At 61.8% G+C, this 17045-nt stretch carries 18 protein-coding genes and 1 tRNA gene; 7 read left to right on the forward strand and 12 right to left on the reverse strand.

Annotation, left to right across the window (positions count from 1 at the left end; all coding sequences use genetic code 11):
• Window positions 1-2: 2 nt before the first annotated feature.
• The 4 genes from FEV16_RS01060 to FEV16_RS01075 form a co-directional block, all read right to left on the reverse strand.
• Window positions 3-1319 carry a folylpolyglutamate synthase/dihydrofolate synthase family protein gene (locus FEV16_RS01060; RefSeq protein WP_138165759.1) on the reverse strand — a complete coding sequence of 439 codons (1317 nt, stop codon included), beginning with the start codon at window positions 1317-1319 and terminating at the stop codon, window positions 3-5.
• Between the two features lie 20 nt (window positions 1320-1339).
• The gene (gene accD, locus FEV16_RS01065) at window positions 1340-2206 is read right to left on the reverse strand and encodes an acetyl-CoA carboxylase, carboxyltransferase subunit beta (protein ID WP_138165760.1); all 867 of its coding nucleotides are present in this window, start codon (window positions 2204-2206) and stop codon (window positions 1340-1342) included.
• Entirely contained in the window at window positions 2203-3069 is an 867-nt protein-coding gene (gene trpA / locus FEV16_RS01070) for a tryptophan synthase subunit alpha (RefSeq protein ID WP_138165761.1), read from the reverse strand. Before trpA ends, accD begins: the two co-directional genes overlap by 4 nt.
• Window positions 3070-3191: 122 nt before the next feature.
• Window positions 3192-5126 (reverse strand): potassium transporter Kup, encoded by a 1935-nt coding sequence (locus FEV16_RS01075; RefSeq protein WP_138165762.1) that lies wholly within the window; start codon window positions 5124-5126, stop codon window positions 3192-3194.
• A 310-nt stretch (window positions 5127-5436) separates the two neighbouring features.
• Between FEV16_RS01075 and FEV16_RS01080 the strand changes: the two genes are divergently transcribed.
• Window positions 5437-6234: a dienelactone hydrolase family protein gene (locus FEV16_RS01080; protein ID WP_138165763.1), complete on the forward strand. Its 798-nt coding sequence runs from the start codon at window positions 5437-5439 to the stop codon at window positions 6232-6234.
• Window positions 6235-6241: 7 nt separating this feature from the next.
• Here FEV16_RS01080 and FEV16_RS01085 read toward each other — a convergent pair whose 3' ends face one another.
• Both FEV16_RS01085 and FEV16_RS01090 read right to left on the reverse strand, forming a co-directional pair.
• Window positions 6242-7051, reverse strand: coding sequence for a cyclase family protein (locus FEV16_RS01085; protein WP_138165764.1), 810 nt, complete (start codon window positions 7049-7051; stop codon window positions 6242-6244).
• Window positions 7052-7090: 39 nt separating this feature from the next.
• A complete protein-coding gene (locus FEV16_RS01090) occupies window positions 7091-7297 on the reverse strand; it encodes a DUF1674 domain-containing protein (RefSeq protein WP_138165765.1) in 207 nt (68 codons plus the stop codon).
• Between the two features lie 154 nt (window positions 7298-7451).
• Between FEV16_RS01090 and FEV16_RS01095 the strand changes: the two genes are divergently transcribed.
• The gene (locus tag FEV16_RS01095) at window positions 7452-8798 is read left to right on the forward strand and encodes a transcription antitermination factor NusB (protein WP_138165766.1); all 1347 of its coding nucleotides are present in this window, start codon (window positions 7452-7454) and stop codon (window positions 8796-8798) included.
• A gap of 109 nt (window positions 8799-8907) precedes the next feature.
• Here FEV16_RS01095 and FEV16_RS01100 read toward each other — a convergent pair whose 3' ends face one another.
• Together FEV16_RS01100 and FEV16_RS01105 are read right to left on the reverse strand one after the other, a co-directional pair.
• Window positions 8908-9417: an RNA pyrophosphohydrolase gene (locus FEV16_RS01100; protein WP_138165767.1), complete on the reverse strand. Its 510-nt coding sequence runs from the start codon at window positions 9415-9417 to the stop codon at window positions 8908-8910.
• A 124-nt stretch (window positions 9418-9541) separates the two neighbouring features.
• A complete protein-coding gene (locus FEV16_RS01105; protein ID WP_138166427.1) occupies window positions 9542-10630 on the reverse strand; it encodes a Ppx/GppA phosphatase family protein in 1089 nt (362 codons plus the stop codon).
• 236 nt (window positions 10631-10866) lie between these two features.
• On the opposite strand from FEV16_RS01105, the gene FEV16_RS01110 reads away from it, so the two are divergent.
• Window positions 10867-10940 (forward strand) — tRNA-Gln (locus tag FEV16_RS01110).
• A gap of 149 nt (window positions 10941-11089) precedes the next feature.
• The gene (locus FEV16_RS01115) at window positions 11090-11302 is read left to right on the forward strand and encodes an alkylphosphonate utilization protein (protein WP_138165768.1); all 213 of its coding nucleotides are present in this window, start codon (window positions 11090-11092) and stop codon (window positions 11300-11302) included.
• 576 nt (window positions 11303-11878) lie between these two features.
• On the opposite strand, the gene FEV16_RS01120 is transcribed toward FEV16_RS01115, so the two are convergent.
• Both FEV16_RS01120 and FEV16_RS01125 read right to left on the reverse strand, forming a co-directional pair.
• Window positions 11879-12286, reverse strand: a complete 408-nt coding sequence (locus FEV16_RS01120; protein ID WP_138165769.1) for a hypothetical protein — start codon at window positions 12284-12286, stop codon at window positions 11879-11881.
• A gap of 273 nt (window positions 12287-12559) precedes the next feature.
• The gene (locus FEV16_RS01125) at window positions 12560-12796 is read right to left on the reverse strand and encodes a hypothetical protein (RefSeq protein WP_138165770.1); all 237 of its coding nucleotides are present in this window, start codon (window positions 12794-12796) and stop codon (window positions 12560-12562) included.
• Between the two features lie 234 nt (window positions 12797-13030).
• On the opposite strand from FEV16_RS01125, the gene FEV16_RS01130 reads away from it, so the two are divergent.
• Both FEV16_RS01130 and FEV16_RS17405 read left to right on the forward strand, forming a co-directional pair.
• Window positions 13031-13213, forward strand: a complete 183-nt coding sequence (locus FEV16_RS01130; RefSeq protein ID WP_138165771.1) for a hypothetical protein — start codon at window positions 13031-13033, stop codon at window positions 13211-13213.
• Between the two features lie 149 nt (window positions 13214-13362).
• Entirely contained in the window at window positions 13363-13485 is a 123-nt protein-coding gene (locus FEV16_RS17405; protein WP_281404836.1) for a hypothetical protein, read from the forward strand.
• A gap of 122 nt (window positions 13486-13607) precedes the next feature.
• On the opposite strand, the gene FEV16_RS01135 is transcribed toward FEV16_RS17405, so the two are convergent.
• Together FEV16_RS01135 and FEV16_RS01140 are read right to left on the reverse strand one after the other, a co-directional pair.
• Window positions 13608-14285, reverse strand: coding sequence for a hypothetical protein (locus FEV16_RS01135; protein WP_138165772.1), 678 nt, complete (start codon window positions 14283-14285; stop codon window positions 13608-13610).
• Window positions 14286-14430: 145 nt separating this feature from the next.
• Complete coding sequence (locus FEV16_RS01140; protein ID WP_138165773.1) at window positions 14431-15084, reverse strand: hypothetical protein; 654 nt, start codon at window positions 15082-15084, stop codon at window positions 14431-14433.
• A gap of 352 nt (window positions 15085-15436) precedes the next feature.
• On the opposite strand from FEV16_RS01140, the gene FEV16_RS01145 reads away from it, so the two are divergent.
• Window positions 15437-17041 (forward strand): phosphoenolpyruvate carboxykinase, encoded by a 1605-nt coding sequence (locus FEV16_RS01145; RefSeq protein WP_138165774.1) that lies wholly within the window; start codon window positions 15437-15439, stop codon window positions 17039-17041.
• Window positions 17042-17045: the final 4 nt, after the last annotated feature.

The following is a 17045-nucleotide window of genomic DNA, read 5'->3' on the forward strand; positions in this document are numbered from 1 at the left end:
GCCTAGTCGATGACCGAACCGTTGGCGGCCAGCACCGAGGCGGCGAGATAGAGCGAGCCTGCGATGAGCACGCGCGGCGGCGCGTCGAAGCTGCGCGTCGAAAGGAGCTTCAGCGCTTCCTCAACGCCATCTGCCGCCGCGCCGGGGATGCCCTCCGCCCTGGCGAGGCTCGCAACCTCATCTGGCGGCCAGCTCTTATGTTCTCCTTCGACCGGCACGGCGACGACCTCGCGCGCGAGCCCCACGAAATGCTTGAGCAGCGCGCGAATGTCCTTGGTCGTCTGCGCGCCGCAGATCAGCGCCAACGGGCGCGGCGACTTGTCGTGGAACTCGGCCATTGCCTCGGCCAACACGCGTCCCCCGTCTTCATTATGGCCGCCGTCGAGCCAGACCTCGGACCCAGACGGCGCGAGATCGACAATGTGGCCTTGTGTGAGGCGCTGCAGTCGCGCTGGCCATTCGGCGCGCGTCAGCCCAGCTTCGATCGCCGAGTTCGGAATCTCCAGCGCGACGGCGCGCAGGGCGGCGATGGCGCCGGCGGCGTTTTCATGCTGGTGGCGTCCAGCGAGCCGAGGCAGCGGCAGATCGAGCAGACCGTGTTCGTCCTCATAGACGAGGCGGCCGTTCTCATTGGAAATGTCGAAGTCGCGCCCGGCGACGATCAGCGGCGCGCCGACGCGCAGCGCCTCTCTCTCGATCGCCCTGGCTACCGGCTCCGACTGGAACCCGATGATGGCCGGCGCGCCCTTCTTCAGGATGCCCGCCTTCTCGTGAGCGATCTTTTCAACCGTATCGCCGAGGAATTCGAGATGATCGAGCGAGATCGAGGTGATGATCGTGCATTTGGGCTGAGAGATGACATTCGTCGCGTCATAACGCCCCCCGAGACCTGTTTCGAGCAGCAGCCAGTCGGCCGGCGTTTCGGCGAAGAGCAAAAAAGCCGCCGCCGTGGTGATCTCGAAGAAGGTGATCGGCTGTCCGGCATTCGCCTGTTCGCAACGCTCGAGCGCAGCGTTCAGACGCTCATCGTCGACAAGCTTACCGCCGCCGTCGGCGCCTAGACGGATACGTTCGTTGAAGCGCAGCAGATGAGGGGACGTGTAGACATGCACGCGCTGGCCGGCGGCCTCGAGCATCGCGCGCAAAAACGCGATGGTCGAACCTTTGCCGTTGGTGCCGGCGACGTGAATGATCGGCGGCAGTCGGAGATCGGGACGTCCCAGAGCTGCGAGCAGCCGCTCGGTGCGCCCGAGCGACAGATCGATCTTCTTTGGATGGAGCGTAAGCAGTCGCGACAGGATCGCGTCGTGCTGATCCATTGCGGCCGCGCCTCGCGATGTCAGGCGGCGGCGCGCCGCGGCGGCGACTTGGTCAGCAAACCGCACAGGCGCGCCAGAGTCTCGCGCATCTCCTGGCGCGGCACGACCATGTCGACCATGCCGTGATCGCGCAAATATTCGGCGCGCTGGAATCCTTCGGGAAGCTTCTCCCGGATTGTCTGCTCGATGACGCGGGCGCCGGCGAAGCCGATGATCGCGCCGGGCTCGGCGATCTGCACGTCGCCAAGCATGGCGTAGGACGCGGTGACGCCGCCCGTCGTAGGATTGGTCAGTACGACGATATAGGGCAGGCGCGCGTCGCGCAGGCGCTGCACGGCGATCGTCGTGCGCGGCATCTGCATGAGCGAGAACATTCCCTCCTGCATGCGCGCGCCGCCCGAGGCCGTGAAGATCACGAATGGCGTGCGCTTGGCGAGCGCATGTTCGCAGCCCGCGATGATCGCCTCGCCGGCCGCCATGCCAAGCGATCCGCCTAAGAATTCAAAATCCTGAACGGCGACGGTGACGGAAGACCCTTCGAGATTTCCGAAGGCGAGAGTGACGGCGTCCGTCATTCCAGTCTTCGTCCGGTATTCTTTCAGCTTGTCGACATAGCGCTTGATGTCACGGAACTTCAGCGGATCGAGCGGCGCTTCCGGCGTCGGAAGCAATTCGCACTGGCCGTCGTCGAAGAGATTGGCGAGCCGCGTCTCGACCGGACAACGCATGTGGTAGCCCGAGCCGGGCACGACGTAGAGATTGGCCTCGATGTCCTTATGGAAGACGAGCTGACCGCTCTCGGGGCATTTCACCCAGAGATTCTCGGGCGCTTCGCGCTTGATCAGCGCTTTGATCTTTGGCGGGACGACGTTCGAATACCAGTTCATGACACGAGCCTCGTCAACCAGCTCAACACGCCGCGCTTGGGTCGCGCATCCCGCACGCCTTCGGCGATCGAGGCGACGAGGCCCGTTACCGCGCTGACGCTCGAAGGACCGGCGTGGCCTTCCGCGTCGAGCGAGGCTTTCAGCGCTTCGACCAGCGCCGTCCCGACCACGACGCCATCGGCGTTGCGGGCGATCTCGGCGGCGTTTTCCGCATTCTTGACGCCGAAACCGACGGCGATCGGCAGTCCCGTGTGCCGTTTGATGCGAGCGACCGCCTGGCTCACGCCGGCATAGTCGGCGAGCGCCGCGCCGGTGATGCCGGTGAGCGAGACATAATAGACGAAGCCGCTTGTATTTTGGAGCACTTTAGGAAGCCGCCTGTCGTCGGTCGTCGGCGTTGCGAGTCGAATGAAGTTCAGCCCGGCGTCGCGGGCGGGGACGCAGAGCTCCGCATCCTCTTCCGGCGGCAGATCCACGACGATGAGGCCATCCACGCCGGCGGCCCGGGCGTCGCGCAGGAAGGCGTCGACGCCGTAAACATAGATCGGATTGTAGTAGCCCATCAGGACGAGGGGGGTGGCGTCGTCTCCGGCGCGGAAGTCGGCGACGAGCTTTAGGGTCTTTTTGAGCGTGGTCCCGGCCTTCAGCGCTCGCAGCCCCGCCGCCTGGATCGCCGGCCCGTCCGCCATAGGATCGGTGAAGGGCATGCCCACTTCAATAACGTCCGCGCCGGCCCTCGGCAGGCCTTTCAAGATGTCAAGCGATGTCGCCAGATCTGGATCGCCCGCCATCACGAAGGTCACGAGAGCGGCGCGCCCTTCTTTCCTGAGAGCGGCGAAGCGATCATCGATCCGGGTGGACATAAGCGACAGAGGTCCTTGGTGAGTCGGCGCGATTTTGCTGTAAGTCCGATCGATTGGCTGCGGCGGACCTTAGGGCTCCAATAGGGCCGAACAGGCCGTCCCGTCCACTGTTTTCGCGCGCGTTAAATCGTCACCTGCGCTCCCAATTCCACGACGCGGTCGGAGGGGATCGAGAAGAAGTCCGTGGCGTTGGCGGCCTGGCGGGTGAGCGCGACATAGAGCTTGTCCTGCCACCCCGGCATTTCCGAGGAGGCGCTCTCCTTGATCGAACGCCTTCCCAGGAAGAAGCTCGTGGTCATGATGTCGTATTTGAACCCGGTCTTGCGCATGGCGGCGAGCGCCGCCGGGACGCGTGGACTTTCCATGAAGCCATAGTGGAGCGTGGCGCGGTAGAAATCGTTCGAGAGCCTCTCGATTTCAAAGCGCTTTTCCGGCGAGACGCGCGGCCGGTCTTCGGTCATCACGCAGATCACCAGCACCCGCTCGTGCAGGACTTTGTTGTGCTTGATATTGTGCAATAACGCGGCGGGCGCGACGGCCGGATCGCTGGTTAGAAAGACCGCTGTGCCGGGCACGCGCGTCGGTTTCGACTTCTCCAACATCGCGATCAACTCCCTGAGAGGTATCGAGTCGCGATGTGTTTTTTCCGCGAGAAGCCGCGTGCCGCGTGTCCAGGTCCACATGACGATCATGGCGCAACCGCCAAGCGCCAATGGCACCCAACCCCCGTCTTTGACCTTCATAAGGTTCGCCGCAAGAAACGCCAGGTCGACGACGAGGAACGCTGAAATGAGTAGCAACGCAGCCCATAGCGGCCAATCCCATTTCCGCCACACGACGACAAAGGCGAGCCCAGTCGTGACCACCATGGTGCCGGTGACCGCGATGCCATATGCGGACGCCAAGGCGGAAGAGCTTTTGAAGGCGACGACGAGCAACAAAACGCCGATAAGCAATAGCCGGTTAATGCGGCCGATGTAAATTTGCCCTTCTTGAGAGGCGGAGGTGTGCGTTATCTCCAGACGAGGGAGAAGTCCGAGTTGGATCGCTTGCCTAACAATCGAGAAAGCGCCTGTAATCACCGCCTGACTCGCGATGACTGTGGCGAGCGTCGATAAGATAACGAGCGGCAATAATCCCCAATCCGGAGCCATGTGAAAGAAAGGATTGTCGATCGCCTCCGGACGGGAAAGTATCAGAGCGCCTTGACCAAGATAGTTTAGTAATAGCGCCGGCAGCACGAAAGAGAGCCAAGCGAAGCGGATAGGAAAGCGGCCGAAATGGCCCATATCTGCATAGAGCGCCTCGGCGCCGGTCACGCCCAGGAAGACCGACCCAAGCACCGCAAATCCCAGCCATCCGTGACTGACAAGAAAGCGGACGCCCGCGCGAGGGTCGAAGGCGGTCAGCACTTGCGGCGCATCGGCGATGTGCGAAGCGCCAAGCACTGCGATGCTAAGGAAGAACGTAATCATAATTGGGCCGAAAAAGGCTGCGACGCGCGCTGTTCCGTGACTTTGCACCCAAAACAGCGTGACAAGGATGAAGATCGTAATCGGCAACACGAATTCGCTGAAGCGATGCGTGACGAGCTCCAAGCCCTCGATCGCCGACATGACGGAAATCGCCGGCGTGATAATAGCGTCGCCAGAAAACAGCGCAGCGCCCGCGACGCCGAGCAAAAAGACAGGCGCAGAACCTCCGCCGAGCGCGGATTGTGCGAGCGCCATCAAGGAAAGGATGCCGCCTTCTCCCCGGTTGTCGGCGCGCATGAGGAAGACGACGTATTTAATTGTCACGGTGAATATCAGTGCGAATATCAACAGCGAAATAGCGCCGATAACCGCTTCTTCAGTGACGACGTCCGCCTTCACGCTGTGCGCTAGCGACTCACGCAGCGCGTACAGCGGGCTCGTGCCGATGTCGCCGTATACGACGCCGATCGAGCCAATGATGAGCCCGATAACGCCGCCGCGCGCACGTTCGTCTCCGTGATGCGCGTGAACTTGCGTCCCATCGCCGCCCGGGGCGGGACTGGCGTCGGATCGCTGGGTCATAGGATATTTCCCTTAATGGGACCCGACGCGCCTCTCGTCGACGCTGTCGCAAGAGGGCGCCCGCTCGGGACGAGCACGGGTAGGAGCAAGGATTCCTCTCCTTCGGCGGGGGTCGCCGATACGGTGCGGCGATATACGCGCTTTTCCGGGCAATGAGAAGTCGCTGTGGCGGCGTGATATTGGCGACGCCAAGTTCCAGGGCCATGGCATTATTCGCCATTAGAACTTCACCGCGAGAGGCCGAAGGTCCGCTGGACATGGCCCGTGTCTTTTATAGCTAATCTCCAAGCTCAGCTTTTCTGGAGGCCGCATGTCATCGTCTTTAGCCAACCCGGCCTGGTTTGCGCAGGCGGCGGGCGCGCCTTCGCCCAGCGCCGTCGTGACGGACGCGGAGGGCCTGGAGGCGGGCATGACGGAGCTGCCCAACGGGGCCCCGGCCTATTTTGCCCGCCCCCAAAACGGCGCCGAGCTCCCGATCATTCTGATCGCGCAGGAAATTTTTGGGCTGCACGAGCATATTCGCGACGTCGTGCGGCGCTTCGCCAAGCTTGGATTCATCGCCATCGCGCCCGACTTCCTCATTCGCTACGGCGACCCGCAGAAGGCGCCGGACATAGAGGCCATTCGCGCCATCGTCGCCAAGGTTCCCGATTCAGAGACGATGGCGACATTCGACGAAGCTCTCGCCTTCGCCGCATCGAAAGGCGGCGACGCCAAACGCGCCGCGATCAGCGGATTTTGCTGGGGCGGGCGCATCGCCTGGCTCTATGCAGCCCACAATCCTATGCTTCTCGCTTGCATTCCCTGGTATGGGCGCCTCGATGGGCCGCATACGCCGGCGCAGCCGCGCTGGCCGATCGACGTGGCCGCGGAGATCAAGACGCCGACGCTGGGGCTATATGGCGGCGCCGATCCGAGCATTCCTGCTGACGTGATTGAGGCTATGCGCGAGCGTCTCAAGCGGGCGCACGCGCCAGCCGAGATCATCGTCTATGACGGTGCGCCGCACGCGTTCTTTGCCGACTATCGCGAGAGCTATCGGGCGGACGCCGCAAAGGACGCCTGGTCGCGCGCGCTCGCCTTCCTGCGCGCGACGGGCTTGAAGTGACCTGCGCTTAGCGCGGCGTGAGCCCGATGATGCGCGCCGGGCCGCCCGAACCCTTTTCAATCTTCATTGGCAAAGCGACGACGATCGCGCCGGTCGGCGGCAATTGGTCGAGGTTGGTGAGATTCTCGAGGCCGCCGATATTGGCGGCGCCGATGATCCTGTGGACGAGAAATTCCTGCGACGGACCGTTATCGACGCTCGCCGTGTCGACGCCGATGAGATTGGGATGGCGTTCTTTCGCAAGCCAAGCGGCCGCTTCAGGACCGAAAGACGGGAAATGGAGATGGGTCGCGTCGCCCGGCGTGTCGTCGCCGAGATAGGCCTTCTTGTCGGGCCAGCGCGAACTCCAGCCGGTTCGCAGCAGCACGATGGCTTTGTCCGGAATGCGGCCATGCGCCGCCTCCCAGGCGGCGATATCCTCGACTGTCAATACATAGTCTGGATTCGCTTCGGCCTTGGCGGCGACGTCGATCACGATCGCCGGCCCTACGAAGCGTTCGACGGGAATTTCGGCGTTTGTCCAGCGGCCTTCTGCGAAATGCATCGGCGCATCGAGATGCGTGCCGCCGTGCTCGGGCGAACAAAAGGCGTTGGCGAAATAGAAGAACCCCGCCTTCGTCGGCCCCTTGTGCAGAACCGTCAGTTCAAAACCAGACGGCGAGGTCGGCCAATAGATAGTCTCGGCGTTGAAAGCGTGACTGAGGTCGACGACCTTGCTCGACGCGAGATCGAGGCTCTGCGCTTGCGCCGGTTCGAGCCGCGCGGCGGAGAGCATCAGACCAATAAGCAGTCCGCAACATGCATATGTTTTTTTCATTTCAGAAGATCTCCGGAACGGGCGGCTGACGCAGCAGAATTAAAAATCGCTCGCGATTCCTTTAACTTCCCAGTCACCGTAGCGTGCGGGATCCGGTCCGTCGCGGCCGCCGATTTCTTCGGGCGGCGCAGGACGTTTCGCGCCCTCACGGCGCCTCGCCTCGGCTTCGGCCAATGCGCGTCGCGCGGCTGGCGGCAGCTCAGCGCGCCGGTCTCTTGATCTTAATGGGTTGTTTGTCTTCGACACGGCCCGTCTCTTTGCATTCGTCGCACGCCGTAACGTCTATTGTGCTATGATTCGCAAAGGGAGAAGCCGTTTGGCGAATAGCGATAGTAGATCATATTCCGCTCGGACCAAATCGGCGCGTGCGCCGGCGCGTCAAGCGTCGCGGCAAGGCTTCGTGCCTGCCGAAGCGGTGCGAGAGGCCGAAGCGGCGAAGATCCCCGGATTACCGACGCGTCTCGCGGCGGCCAACATCATTGGCGATATTGTGCAGGGCGGCCATCGTCTCGACGAATGTTTCGCCGCGAACGCCGTTCCTTCGCGCTTGTCCGGACTCGACGCCCGCGACGTAGCGCTCACGCGCTCGATCGTCACGGTCGCGCTGCGGCGCCTTGGCGTCATTCGCTACGCGCTCGGCGAACTCCTCGAAAAAGGGCTGCCGCGCCAGGCTTCGCGCCTCGAGCATTCGCTGATCGGCGCAGCCGCGCAAATCCTGTTTCTCGACGCCGCCGATCATGCCGCCGTTGATCTTGCCGTGCGCGCCGCGCGGCTTGAACCGAAAACCGCCGCCTTCAGCGGTCTCGTTAATGGCGTGCTGCGCAATCTCGTACGACGCCGCGACGAATTCTTGGAGGTTGCAGCAAGCGGCGAATATGACGCGCCCACCTGGCTCATGCAGCGCTGGCGCAAACATTACGGCGAAGAAACAGCGCGCGCCATCTCGGCGATGCACATGCTGGAGCCGCCTCTCGACGTTTCAGTGAAAGACGATCCAGAGAACTGGGCGAAGCGGCTCGACGGCGTCGTGCTGCCGACAGGCTCCGTGCGGCTGCGCGCGCGCACGCCGATCAGCGAGCTTCCTGGCTACAGCGAGGGCGAATGGTGGGTGCAGGACGCCGCCGCTGCTTTGCCGGCGCGCCTGCTTGCGCCTCGCGCTGACGAGCGCGTGCTCGACATGTGCGCTGCGCCGGGCGGCAAGACGGCGCAAATGGCGTTTGCCCGCGCGCATGTGGTCGCGCTCGATCGTTCGGCGGAGCGCCTGAAGCTCCTCGCCGCCAATCTCGCGCGGTTGCAATTGCATGCGGAAGTCGCTGTCGGCGACGCCGCCGCCTATCAGGCGCCGCCTTTCGACGCGATCTTAATCGATGCCCCCTGTTCGGCGACGGGCACGATCCGGCGCCATCCTGACGTGCCCTGGACCAAGAAGCCGGGCGACATCGAAACGCTCGCGGCCTTGCAGACAAAGCTGCTCAATCGCGCGGCTCTACTCACGCGCGCCGGCGGCCGTCTCGTCTATTGCACCTGTTCGTTGGAGCCCGAGGAAGGCGAACAGCAGATCGCCGCGTTCTTGCGCCGCAATCCGGATTTCCGGCGCATGCCGATCGATCCAGGGGAGGGCGTTTCTGAGGAGTTTATCAGCGGCGACGGCGATCTGCGCACGTTTCCGCATTACTGGCCGAATGAAGATTCGCGCCTTGCCGGAATCGACGGTTTCTTCGCCGCGCGGTTGCTGCGGTCAGCTTAGAGCAGGTTCCGAAAAAGTTGACAGACTTTTTCGATGAGAACCTGCTCCAACGTTTTTATTTTGAGCGATTCCTTCCCGATCACATGAATCCATGTGATCGGGAAGCGCTCTAGGCCTCCGCAGCTGCGAAGCGCGCGAACTCCTTCACCACTTGCTCATAGACGATGCGCTTGAACGGCACGATGAGTTCCGGAAGCGCAGAAAGCTCCTCCCAGCGCCAGGCGTCGAATTCCGGCTTATGCGCGCCGCCGCCTGGCGCGTGAATGTCGATCTCGTTCTCGTCGCCAGTGAAGCGCAGCGCGAACCAGCGCTGGGTCTGGCCGACATATTTGCCGCTCCAGCGGTTGTTCGAACCTTTGGGCAAATCATAACACAGCCAGTCCGGGGCTTCGGCGAGCAGGGCCACGCTCGAGACATTGGTCTCTTCGTAAAGCTCGCGAAGGGCCGCCTCATAGGGCGTCTCGCCCTCGTCGATGCCGCCTTGCGGCATCTGCCACAGGTACGGCGGTCGGGTCTGGTCGTGGGCGCCCTTGGCGCGACGCCGGCCAATAAAGGCGTGTCCCTGCGCATTGAGCAACAGAACGCCGACGCAGGGCCGATAGAGTCCGTGTGGGCTCATCGCTGCGTCTCGTCGCAATGGCCGCTTTCGCGCGCCTCTAAAAATGCGTTGCTCATCGCCGTTCCCTGGCGCCCATACTTAACCTAGACAATTCTGCATATCTGCGCGCCCGCCGTCGAGCGGGTTAGACGCGGCGCATCAGCGCCCCGTCGGCCTCCATCAGCTCGAGCAGCATGCCTTCCCGCAAGCCCCGGTCGGCGATGCGCGTACGCTGGGCGGGAAAAAGGGCGCGAATGGCGTCAAAAATGGCGCAGCCGGCGAGGACGAGATCGGCGCGCTGCGGTCCGATGCAGCCGTTGGCGACGCGCTCCTCGAAATCCATGTCGCGCAACCGCATAATCGCTCGGGTCGCGTCCTCGTCGCTCATCCACAGGCCGTCGACGCGCCAGCGGTCGTAGCGTTCGAGCCCGAGATGAACGCCGGCGAGAGTCGTGACCGTTCCCGATGTGCCGAGGAGATGGAAGCGCGGACAGCGACGCTCCGCGGCCATCCGCCCCGCGAAGGGCGCGAGCAGCTCGCGCGATTGCTGCGCCATGGCGGCGAAGGTCTCGGCAGAGACGCTGCGCCCGCCAAAATGCTCAGCGAGCGTCACGACGCCGAGTTCGAGCGATGTCCAGGCGCGGAAGGCGTAGGCGCCGTTGTGATCGCCACGTTCGCGCGTCAGCCAAACGAGCTCGGTAGACCCGCCGCCGATATCGAAGAGCAATACGCTTTCCGCGGCCGGATCGGCGAGCGAACCGCAGCCGCGGGCGGCGAAGCGCGCCTCTGTCTCGCGGTCGATGATCTCGAGCCGCAGCCCGGTGCGTTCGCGCACGCGCTCGATGAATTCGTCGCCATTCGCCGCGCTGCGGCAAGCCTGGGTGGCGACGAGCCTGGCGCGGGTGACGCCGCGCGCTTCCATTTTTTCGCGGCAGATTTCGAGAGCGGCGATGGTGCGCTCGATCGCCTCCTCGCTGATGCGTCCCGCCTTTCCGAGGCCTTCTCCCAGTCGAACGATGCGCGAAAAAGCGTCGATGATGCGCAGCGAGTCATTGTTGCGCCGCCGTGGCCGACGTTCGGGGCGCGCGACCAGCAGCCGGCAGTTATTGGTGCCGAGGTCGAGCGCGGCATAGGTGTGGCGCGAGTCGAGCGAGCTGGGCGCGACGCCGTGCTCGACCTGTAACTCGGGCGCAGCCGGCGCCGACGCCGTTGAGGGTAGACCGGATTCCCTCACTCGATCCATTCCGCGAAGTCGCTCCGTCTCGACTCGCGTCGCATCGCCGAAAGCGGAGCGACGATTGCCCTAACGCCATGAGGCTGGCGTAAATTTCCTTTTTGCAGGATCGTCGCGCGGCTCGCAAGGCGTTTCCTAGAGGTAGAGGACGGAGCAGGGCCTAGCTGCCGTCTGGTTGACACCGTCACCGGCGCTCTCTAAGTCACCAGCCGTTCGCAGGCCTTGCGCTGCGCTGTTGGGGGATAGTTCAACGGTAGAACAGCGGACTCTGACTCCGTTAATCTTGGTTCGAATCCAGGTCCCCCAGCCAATAAAATCAAATAGTTATGAGTTAACGCCACAGAAAATCGGCAGCGTGTCACTTACGTGTCGCCAAACGGATTTGCGCTTCCTCAAGAGATTCCCTTGATAGAGAGAGCGTAGCGAGCGCAGCGTCGAACGTTGCTCGCGGAGAAAATCATGACAGTTAAGGACAGCAACGGCGTTGAGTTGAAGGACGGCGACTCCGTGACGCTCATTAAAGACCTAAAGGTCAAGGGATCGTCAGTCACGCTCAAACGAGGGACGTTGATTAAGAACATCCGGCTCACCGACGATGAGCAAGAAATCGAATGCCGAGCAGAAAAGATCAAAGGTCTCGTGCTCAGAACGGAGTTTTTGAAAAAGGCGTAGGCGCGCGCTCCTCATCTGCCGCGCCAATCCGCCGAGGCAGTTGAGGCGTCCTTCGATAAACAGCACGACGCGACGACCTGCGCGGCAAGCGCAGATTCGCTCCGGGGCTTGAGGCAATGCGCCCGATCATCGCCGGCCGCGGCGTCACAGAAGCATCATCGTAAGCGCGCAACGTCATGGCTGCGGCCGGTATGGAGCGGCCTTTTGATTTATGTTCTAGAGTTTTTCGCGGAGGACGTTGAAAATGAAAACTGTCCTCCGCTTAGGATAAAGCACCGCGCCAAAACCTTAGCGTTGGCCGAAAAACACGCCCACGCCGAGATCAAAATGTGACCATCGGCGACAAAAAGGCGTGCGGTTGCTTGATCATGGATCAACTTGGGAAATTGATGAGCGAGGTTCGGGACGAACCGGCTGTGTGACAACAAAAAAGCTCGGCCATTACTAGCCGAGCAAAGTTTGCGATTATTCCCTGAGAGGGGGCGGCGCACCAGGCGCCAATCACACCCGCGACGTCCGCTTAGCGGCGCATCGCATGAAGACAAGCAGCGCCTGACAGCCCGGATACTTGCCGTTCTACCACCCCCAATAGCCCGCTCCTGGGTAGCCGCAGACGTTCACCCAAGTCTGCGTCCATCCCCAGCCAGTCCAGACGGTGCGCGGGCGGTAACATCCGTAGCCATAGCCACCGTAGACGATGGGGCGGAAATAATAGGGACGATAGCCCCAGCCTCCATAACTCCAACGGGGCCCGCCCCAACCGGCGTGGCCAAATCCGCCGCCCCAGCCGCGTCCGCCCCAACCGCCGAAGTGACCGCCCCCAAAGCCGCCAAAATGGCCCCCGCCGAAGCCGCCGAAGTGGCCGCCGCCGAAGCCGCCGAAGTGGCCGCCGCTGAAGCCGCCACCATGCCCCCAAGCAAGAGCTTCTCCGGGGATGAGGATCGCAGCGGCCAGCGCGCCGAGTAGAGCCATTCGTCGAAGCATCGCAATGCTCCTTTTTGCCTAAGAACGCCCCTCCTGACGAAGCTTAACAGGGCCCGCACCGTCATATGTTTCGCAACTATTTCCAATCGCCGCCCCGTGCCCCCTAACACCGGGCCGGTTATCGACCTCGCCAAATGCGCGTGCTCAGTTACGCGCGTGTCCTGCCAGGATTATGGAGTCGCGCCCCTTCGAAGCGATTGCGCTCCACACGAAAAAGCCCGGCCATTGCTGGCCGGGCTGAGCGCGACACGCTTGATCGATTACGTTCGACGCCTAGTACCCAGCGACGATCGGGGGCGGCGGCGGTGGAGGGGCAAACGCGCCGAAAATCGTCGTCGCCACGGTGAAGGGCAGGGCGACGATCGCGCCCACAGGGGCGAACGGGCTTGGAGCGACCGCCGCGTAGGGAGGCGGAGGGGGAGGAGCCGCCGCGAGATCGGCGGCGAAAACCGAGGACGCCGTGGCCGCCATGGCGACGCCAAGCGCAAGAACGATCAATTTCTGGGTCAAGTTAGCCTCCTTACGCAGTCCTCGCATGCAATGCGGGATGCACTAATGCTAACGTTTAGCTTCCAAAATCGTTCCGGTACTAGAGACTTGCGCGGATACGATCTCGACGGCGGGAAGGCGGTCGTCGAAACTCTGCTCTCAGCCGATGTTTCTTATTGAAAATAATGCGCCAGATAGCTGATGCGCATCGGGCCGACATGAGGTCATCGCGTCGGGGGTAGGAGGGTTTGCGCAATGCAGTACGATGCGATTTTGGCCGCTCTCGTCGCTGGCGTCGTCACTCTTCTGGCGTTTCTTTTCTGGCCGGCAGTGGCGGATCAGTTCCCGGAGGTCGCTCGCGCAGCGATTGTCTATCTTCTGGTGCTTCTCGCCGGCTCCTGGATTTTCGAGTCCTGGAGGCACAGACGCCGCAAATAACGGTCCGAGCAGGTCTGGTTTATCAACGGGTCGCGCCGGTCGCCGCTTTTTGGGCCCAGGCTGGTAGATTTCCGGCTTGACAGCAGTCAAACAACGTTCTTTTAACGGCTCGACATTTATATCGCGCTCATTCTCAGGCAAACCGGTTCATGCGCTTCCTCAAAAAACTCCCAACCCTCGCCGCGCCGCTTGTCGGAGTGACGGTCGCGCTCGCTCTGTGCGTCGTCGTCTTCGCGCTGAGTTTGGCGGGAATGGACCCGAGCCTCGATTAGTCTGCTGGCGGCTATGTCGCCACTGCTCAAGATCATTGGATGAAAGAAGCAACCTCCGGTCCACATTTGAACCGGAGGTCACAAAGATATTACGGAGGCCGTACGCCGGCCCTCGCGCGCGATCAAGCCGAGCGCACAAAATTGAGCAATGTCGCGCTCAGGCTGCCTCCGGTAAAAACGATTGTCGCGCCAAGAGCGAGTAACGCAACAAGGTTGAGGGTCACGGCGTTCGCGACCCCGACTAGCGCGAGAAGGCCGAGCACAATCACAGCCAAACCTGAGAGCGCTTGGACGCCGGCCGAGCCGAAGGCCATCTCGCTCGCAAGAATTTCCCTGCTTGCAAGGTCGCTCTGAGACCGGCCTCTCAGCGACTCTTGACCAAGCACGTGCAATTGCCACACCGCATTGCTGCTCAGAACCAAAGCAGACCCAAACGCGATAGCGGCAATTGGGATCAGCGCAGCAGGTTCGATACGGAGCAATGAAAGGACGCCCAAAACGATGCCGGCGACGCCGACGAGGAAAACGACGGACAGGCTGCCGCCGCCAAATCCCTCGACCTGGGTCGCCGTGGAACCCGCCGGAAACATGATGCGAGCGTATTCAGACAACATCGTGCCGCCTTGAATCAGCAAAGCGGCGCCAAAGACGATCGTCGCGATCGCGGCCATCATTGGCGCGTTCACGCCGGACAGGCCCACAATGGCGATGACGATGGTGGCGAGACCGCCGATTGCGTCTATGAGGCCGCCATAAACCGCTGTTTCGCGAAATGCCGAATCTCGAGAGGTAATGGACATGGCATTGTCTCCACGCTCGCGATGTCGCCGCACGGCGAGACAACGCGAGATTCCACATAGCGTGGGATTCACATAGTCAAGCCCAATCACGCGTTTGCGCTTGCTTGCGGGACCCTGAGCCGTCGGCGCGACTGTGACCGCGCAATCAAGCCGGGCGCATGAAGCTTAGGAGTATGGCGTTGAGGCTGCCTCCCTTTAGAACGAGCGCCGACCCGAGCATGAGCAAAGCCACAAGGTTGAATGTCAGATCATATGTTGCGCCTGACGCAGCAAGAACGCCGAGAATGATCGCGGCGAGTCCAGCAAAGATCTGAACGCTGAGCGAATCGAAAACCATGTGGTTGGCGACAATGTCCTTCAAACTCTCTCCGCCTTTGGCGGACGCGCGTCTGATCGCATTGAGATGCCAGATGGAGATGCCGCTTAAGACCAGTCCCGCCCCGAACATGATCGATGCGACTGGAGTCAACATAGCGGAGTTGAAGTCGAGTAGCGATAGCACGCCAAGAGCAGCGCCGGCGGCGCCCAGCAACACAACGGCGAAACGGACGCTTACTCCAAAGGCGCTGGCGCTCGCCGCCGCCTCGACCGAAGCTTGCGTATACAGCGTCAGTAGCGTTCTTCCCTGCACCAGCAGAGCGACGCCGAATATAATTGTCGCGATTGCGGCCAGGAGGGGCGCATAGAGGCCCGCCAATCCGAGAATGGCGAGTAATAGAGTTGCAACGCCGCCAATATCGTCGATCAAACCAAAAGCGGCGCGCTCACGGTAGAGGCGCTGTCGAGCGACTATGGACATCGTCTTTCTCCGCTTCGATTCCGCCAGGACAAGAACTAAAGTAGCGGCGATGTCGGCGCGGCAAGCTCTGCGAACGCGAGACCGTTACTTTAATGCGTCTAAACGGCTGAGCTCGAGTGATGTCGCGTCGAGATAAGGCTGTAGCTTCGAGCCTCTCCTTAACCCGCCGAGATTGCAGCCTTGGGCGTAGCTGCTGTGCTGTTTGCCTGTCACTGTTTGCTTCGGGAGAACAGACGCTTCGCTGCTCCTTGATTCAGGCCATTCACGCTTTATTTCCTAGAAATGCTTACGCTTAGCCGGCGCTCATATGCCATTAACGTCGCATTCGGCGGGCCGGCGAGGGAAATTCAGTATGGCGAACACGGCGATGTGGCGAGCGGAGGACGTTGGTGGTTCGGCGGCTAATGACTTCGATCTCTTCACGCACGCGCGACGGAATTTCGAGACAAGCGAGCTTTTTGACGAAGCAATCCGCCGCGGGGAAGGGTTCGCATCTTCGACGGGTGGGCTCGTCGTTGAAACCGGCGTTCACACCGGCCGTTCGCCTAATGACAAATTCATCGTTTGCGACGCGCTGACCAATCAAACGATCTGGTGGGAAAACAACCAGTCGATGAGGCCGGAGGAGTTCGAGCGGCTTCATCAGGACATGCTGGCGCACGCGCGTCGGACGAGCCTTTTCTCTCAAGATCTCTATGCCTGCGCTTCGCCAGCGCACCAGCTCAACGTTCGCGTTTTCACTGAATACGCCTGGCACTCGCTGTTTGTGCGGCATCTGTTCGTCCCCGCCGAGCGCGCCTTCAACAACTTCGAGCCGCAGCTGACGGTCCTGGATTTACCTTCTTTCCGTGCGGATCCTTCACGTCACGGCTGTCGCTCCAATACGGTCATCGCGATCAATTTCTCTAGTGGTCTCGTGCTCATTGGCGGCACGCAATATGCGGGAGAGATCAAGAAATCGGTTTTCACCTATCTCAACTATATTCTGCCTGCGAAAGGCGTGTTGCCGATGCACTGCGCCGTTAACGAGGGCGAAGGCGGATCGGCGGCCTTCTTTGGACTATCCGGGACAGGCAAAACGACTCTGTCCGCTGATCCGATGCGTAGCCTTATTGGCGATGATGAGCACGGATGGGACGAAAGCGGCCTCTTCAATTTTGAGGGAGGCTGCTACGCGAAGGCGATCCGTCTTTCGCAACAATCGGAGCCGGATATCTATGCGGCGTCGCATCGTCACGGCGCGATCCTCGAGAATGTGTCGTACAATTCTGGCGCGGGCAGGTTCGACTTCGATGACGACTCGAGGACCGAAAACACTCGGATCGCTTATCCGCTCGGTTTTATCCCCAATGCTTCGGCGACTCGCCGTGCAGGTCATCCTAGGAACATCGTGATGCTGACCTGCGACGCATTTGGCGTGCTGCCGCCTATTGCGCGCCTGACGCCGGCGCAGGCCATGTATCATTTCCTCTCCGGCTACACCGCGAAAGTCGCGGGGACTGAGCGCGGCGTCATAGAACCCCAGGCGACGTTCTCCGCCTGTTTCGGCGCCCCCTTCATGCCGCGGCGGCCAACTGAATATGCGAACCTTTTGCGCGATTTCATCTTGTCCAGCGATGCAAACTGCTGGCTGATGAATACGGGCTGGTCCGGCGGTCAGTACGGCGAGGGACGGCGGATGCCGATTGCGGCGACGCGCGCGCTGCTTCAGGGCGCTCTCGACGGTTCGCTCGCGCAGGGGAGCTTCCGGATAGACCAATCATTCGGTCTGTGCGTGCCGGAGTCGGCGCCGGGCGTCCAATCCCAAATGCTTGATCCGGTTCAGACATGGTCATCGCGCGAAGATTTTGACTGGATGGCGAAAAGGCTTGTCGGGATGTTCGAGGCGAACTTCCGCACGCTCGCCCCTTTCGTCGACCAGCAGGTGCTCGACGCCCAACCCGGCCGCGTCCAGTAACTTT

The organism is Methylocystis sp. B8, assembly GCF_005771425.1.
Taxonomy (GTDB): domain Bacteria; phylum Pseudomonadota; class Alphaproteobacteria; order Rhizobiales; family Beijerinckiaceae; genus Methylocystis.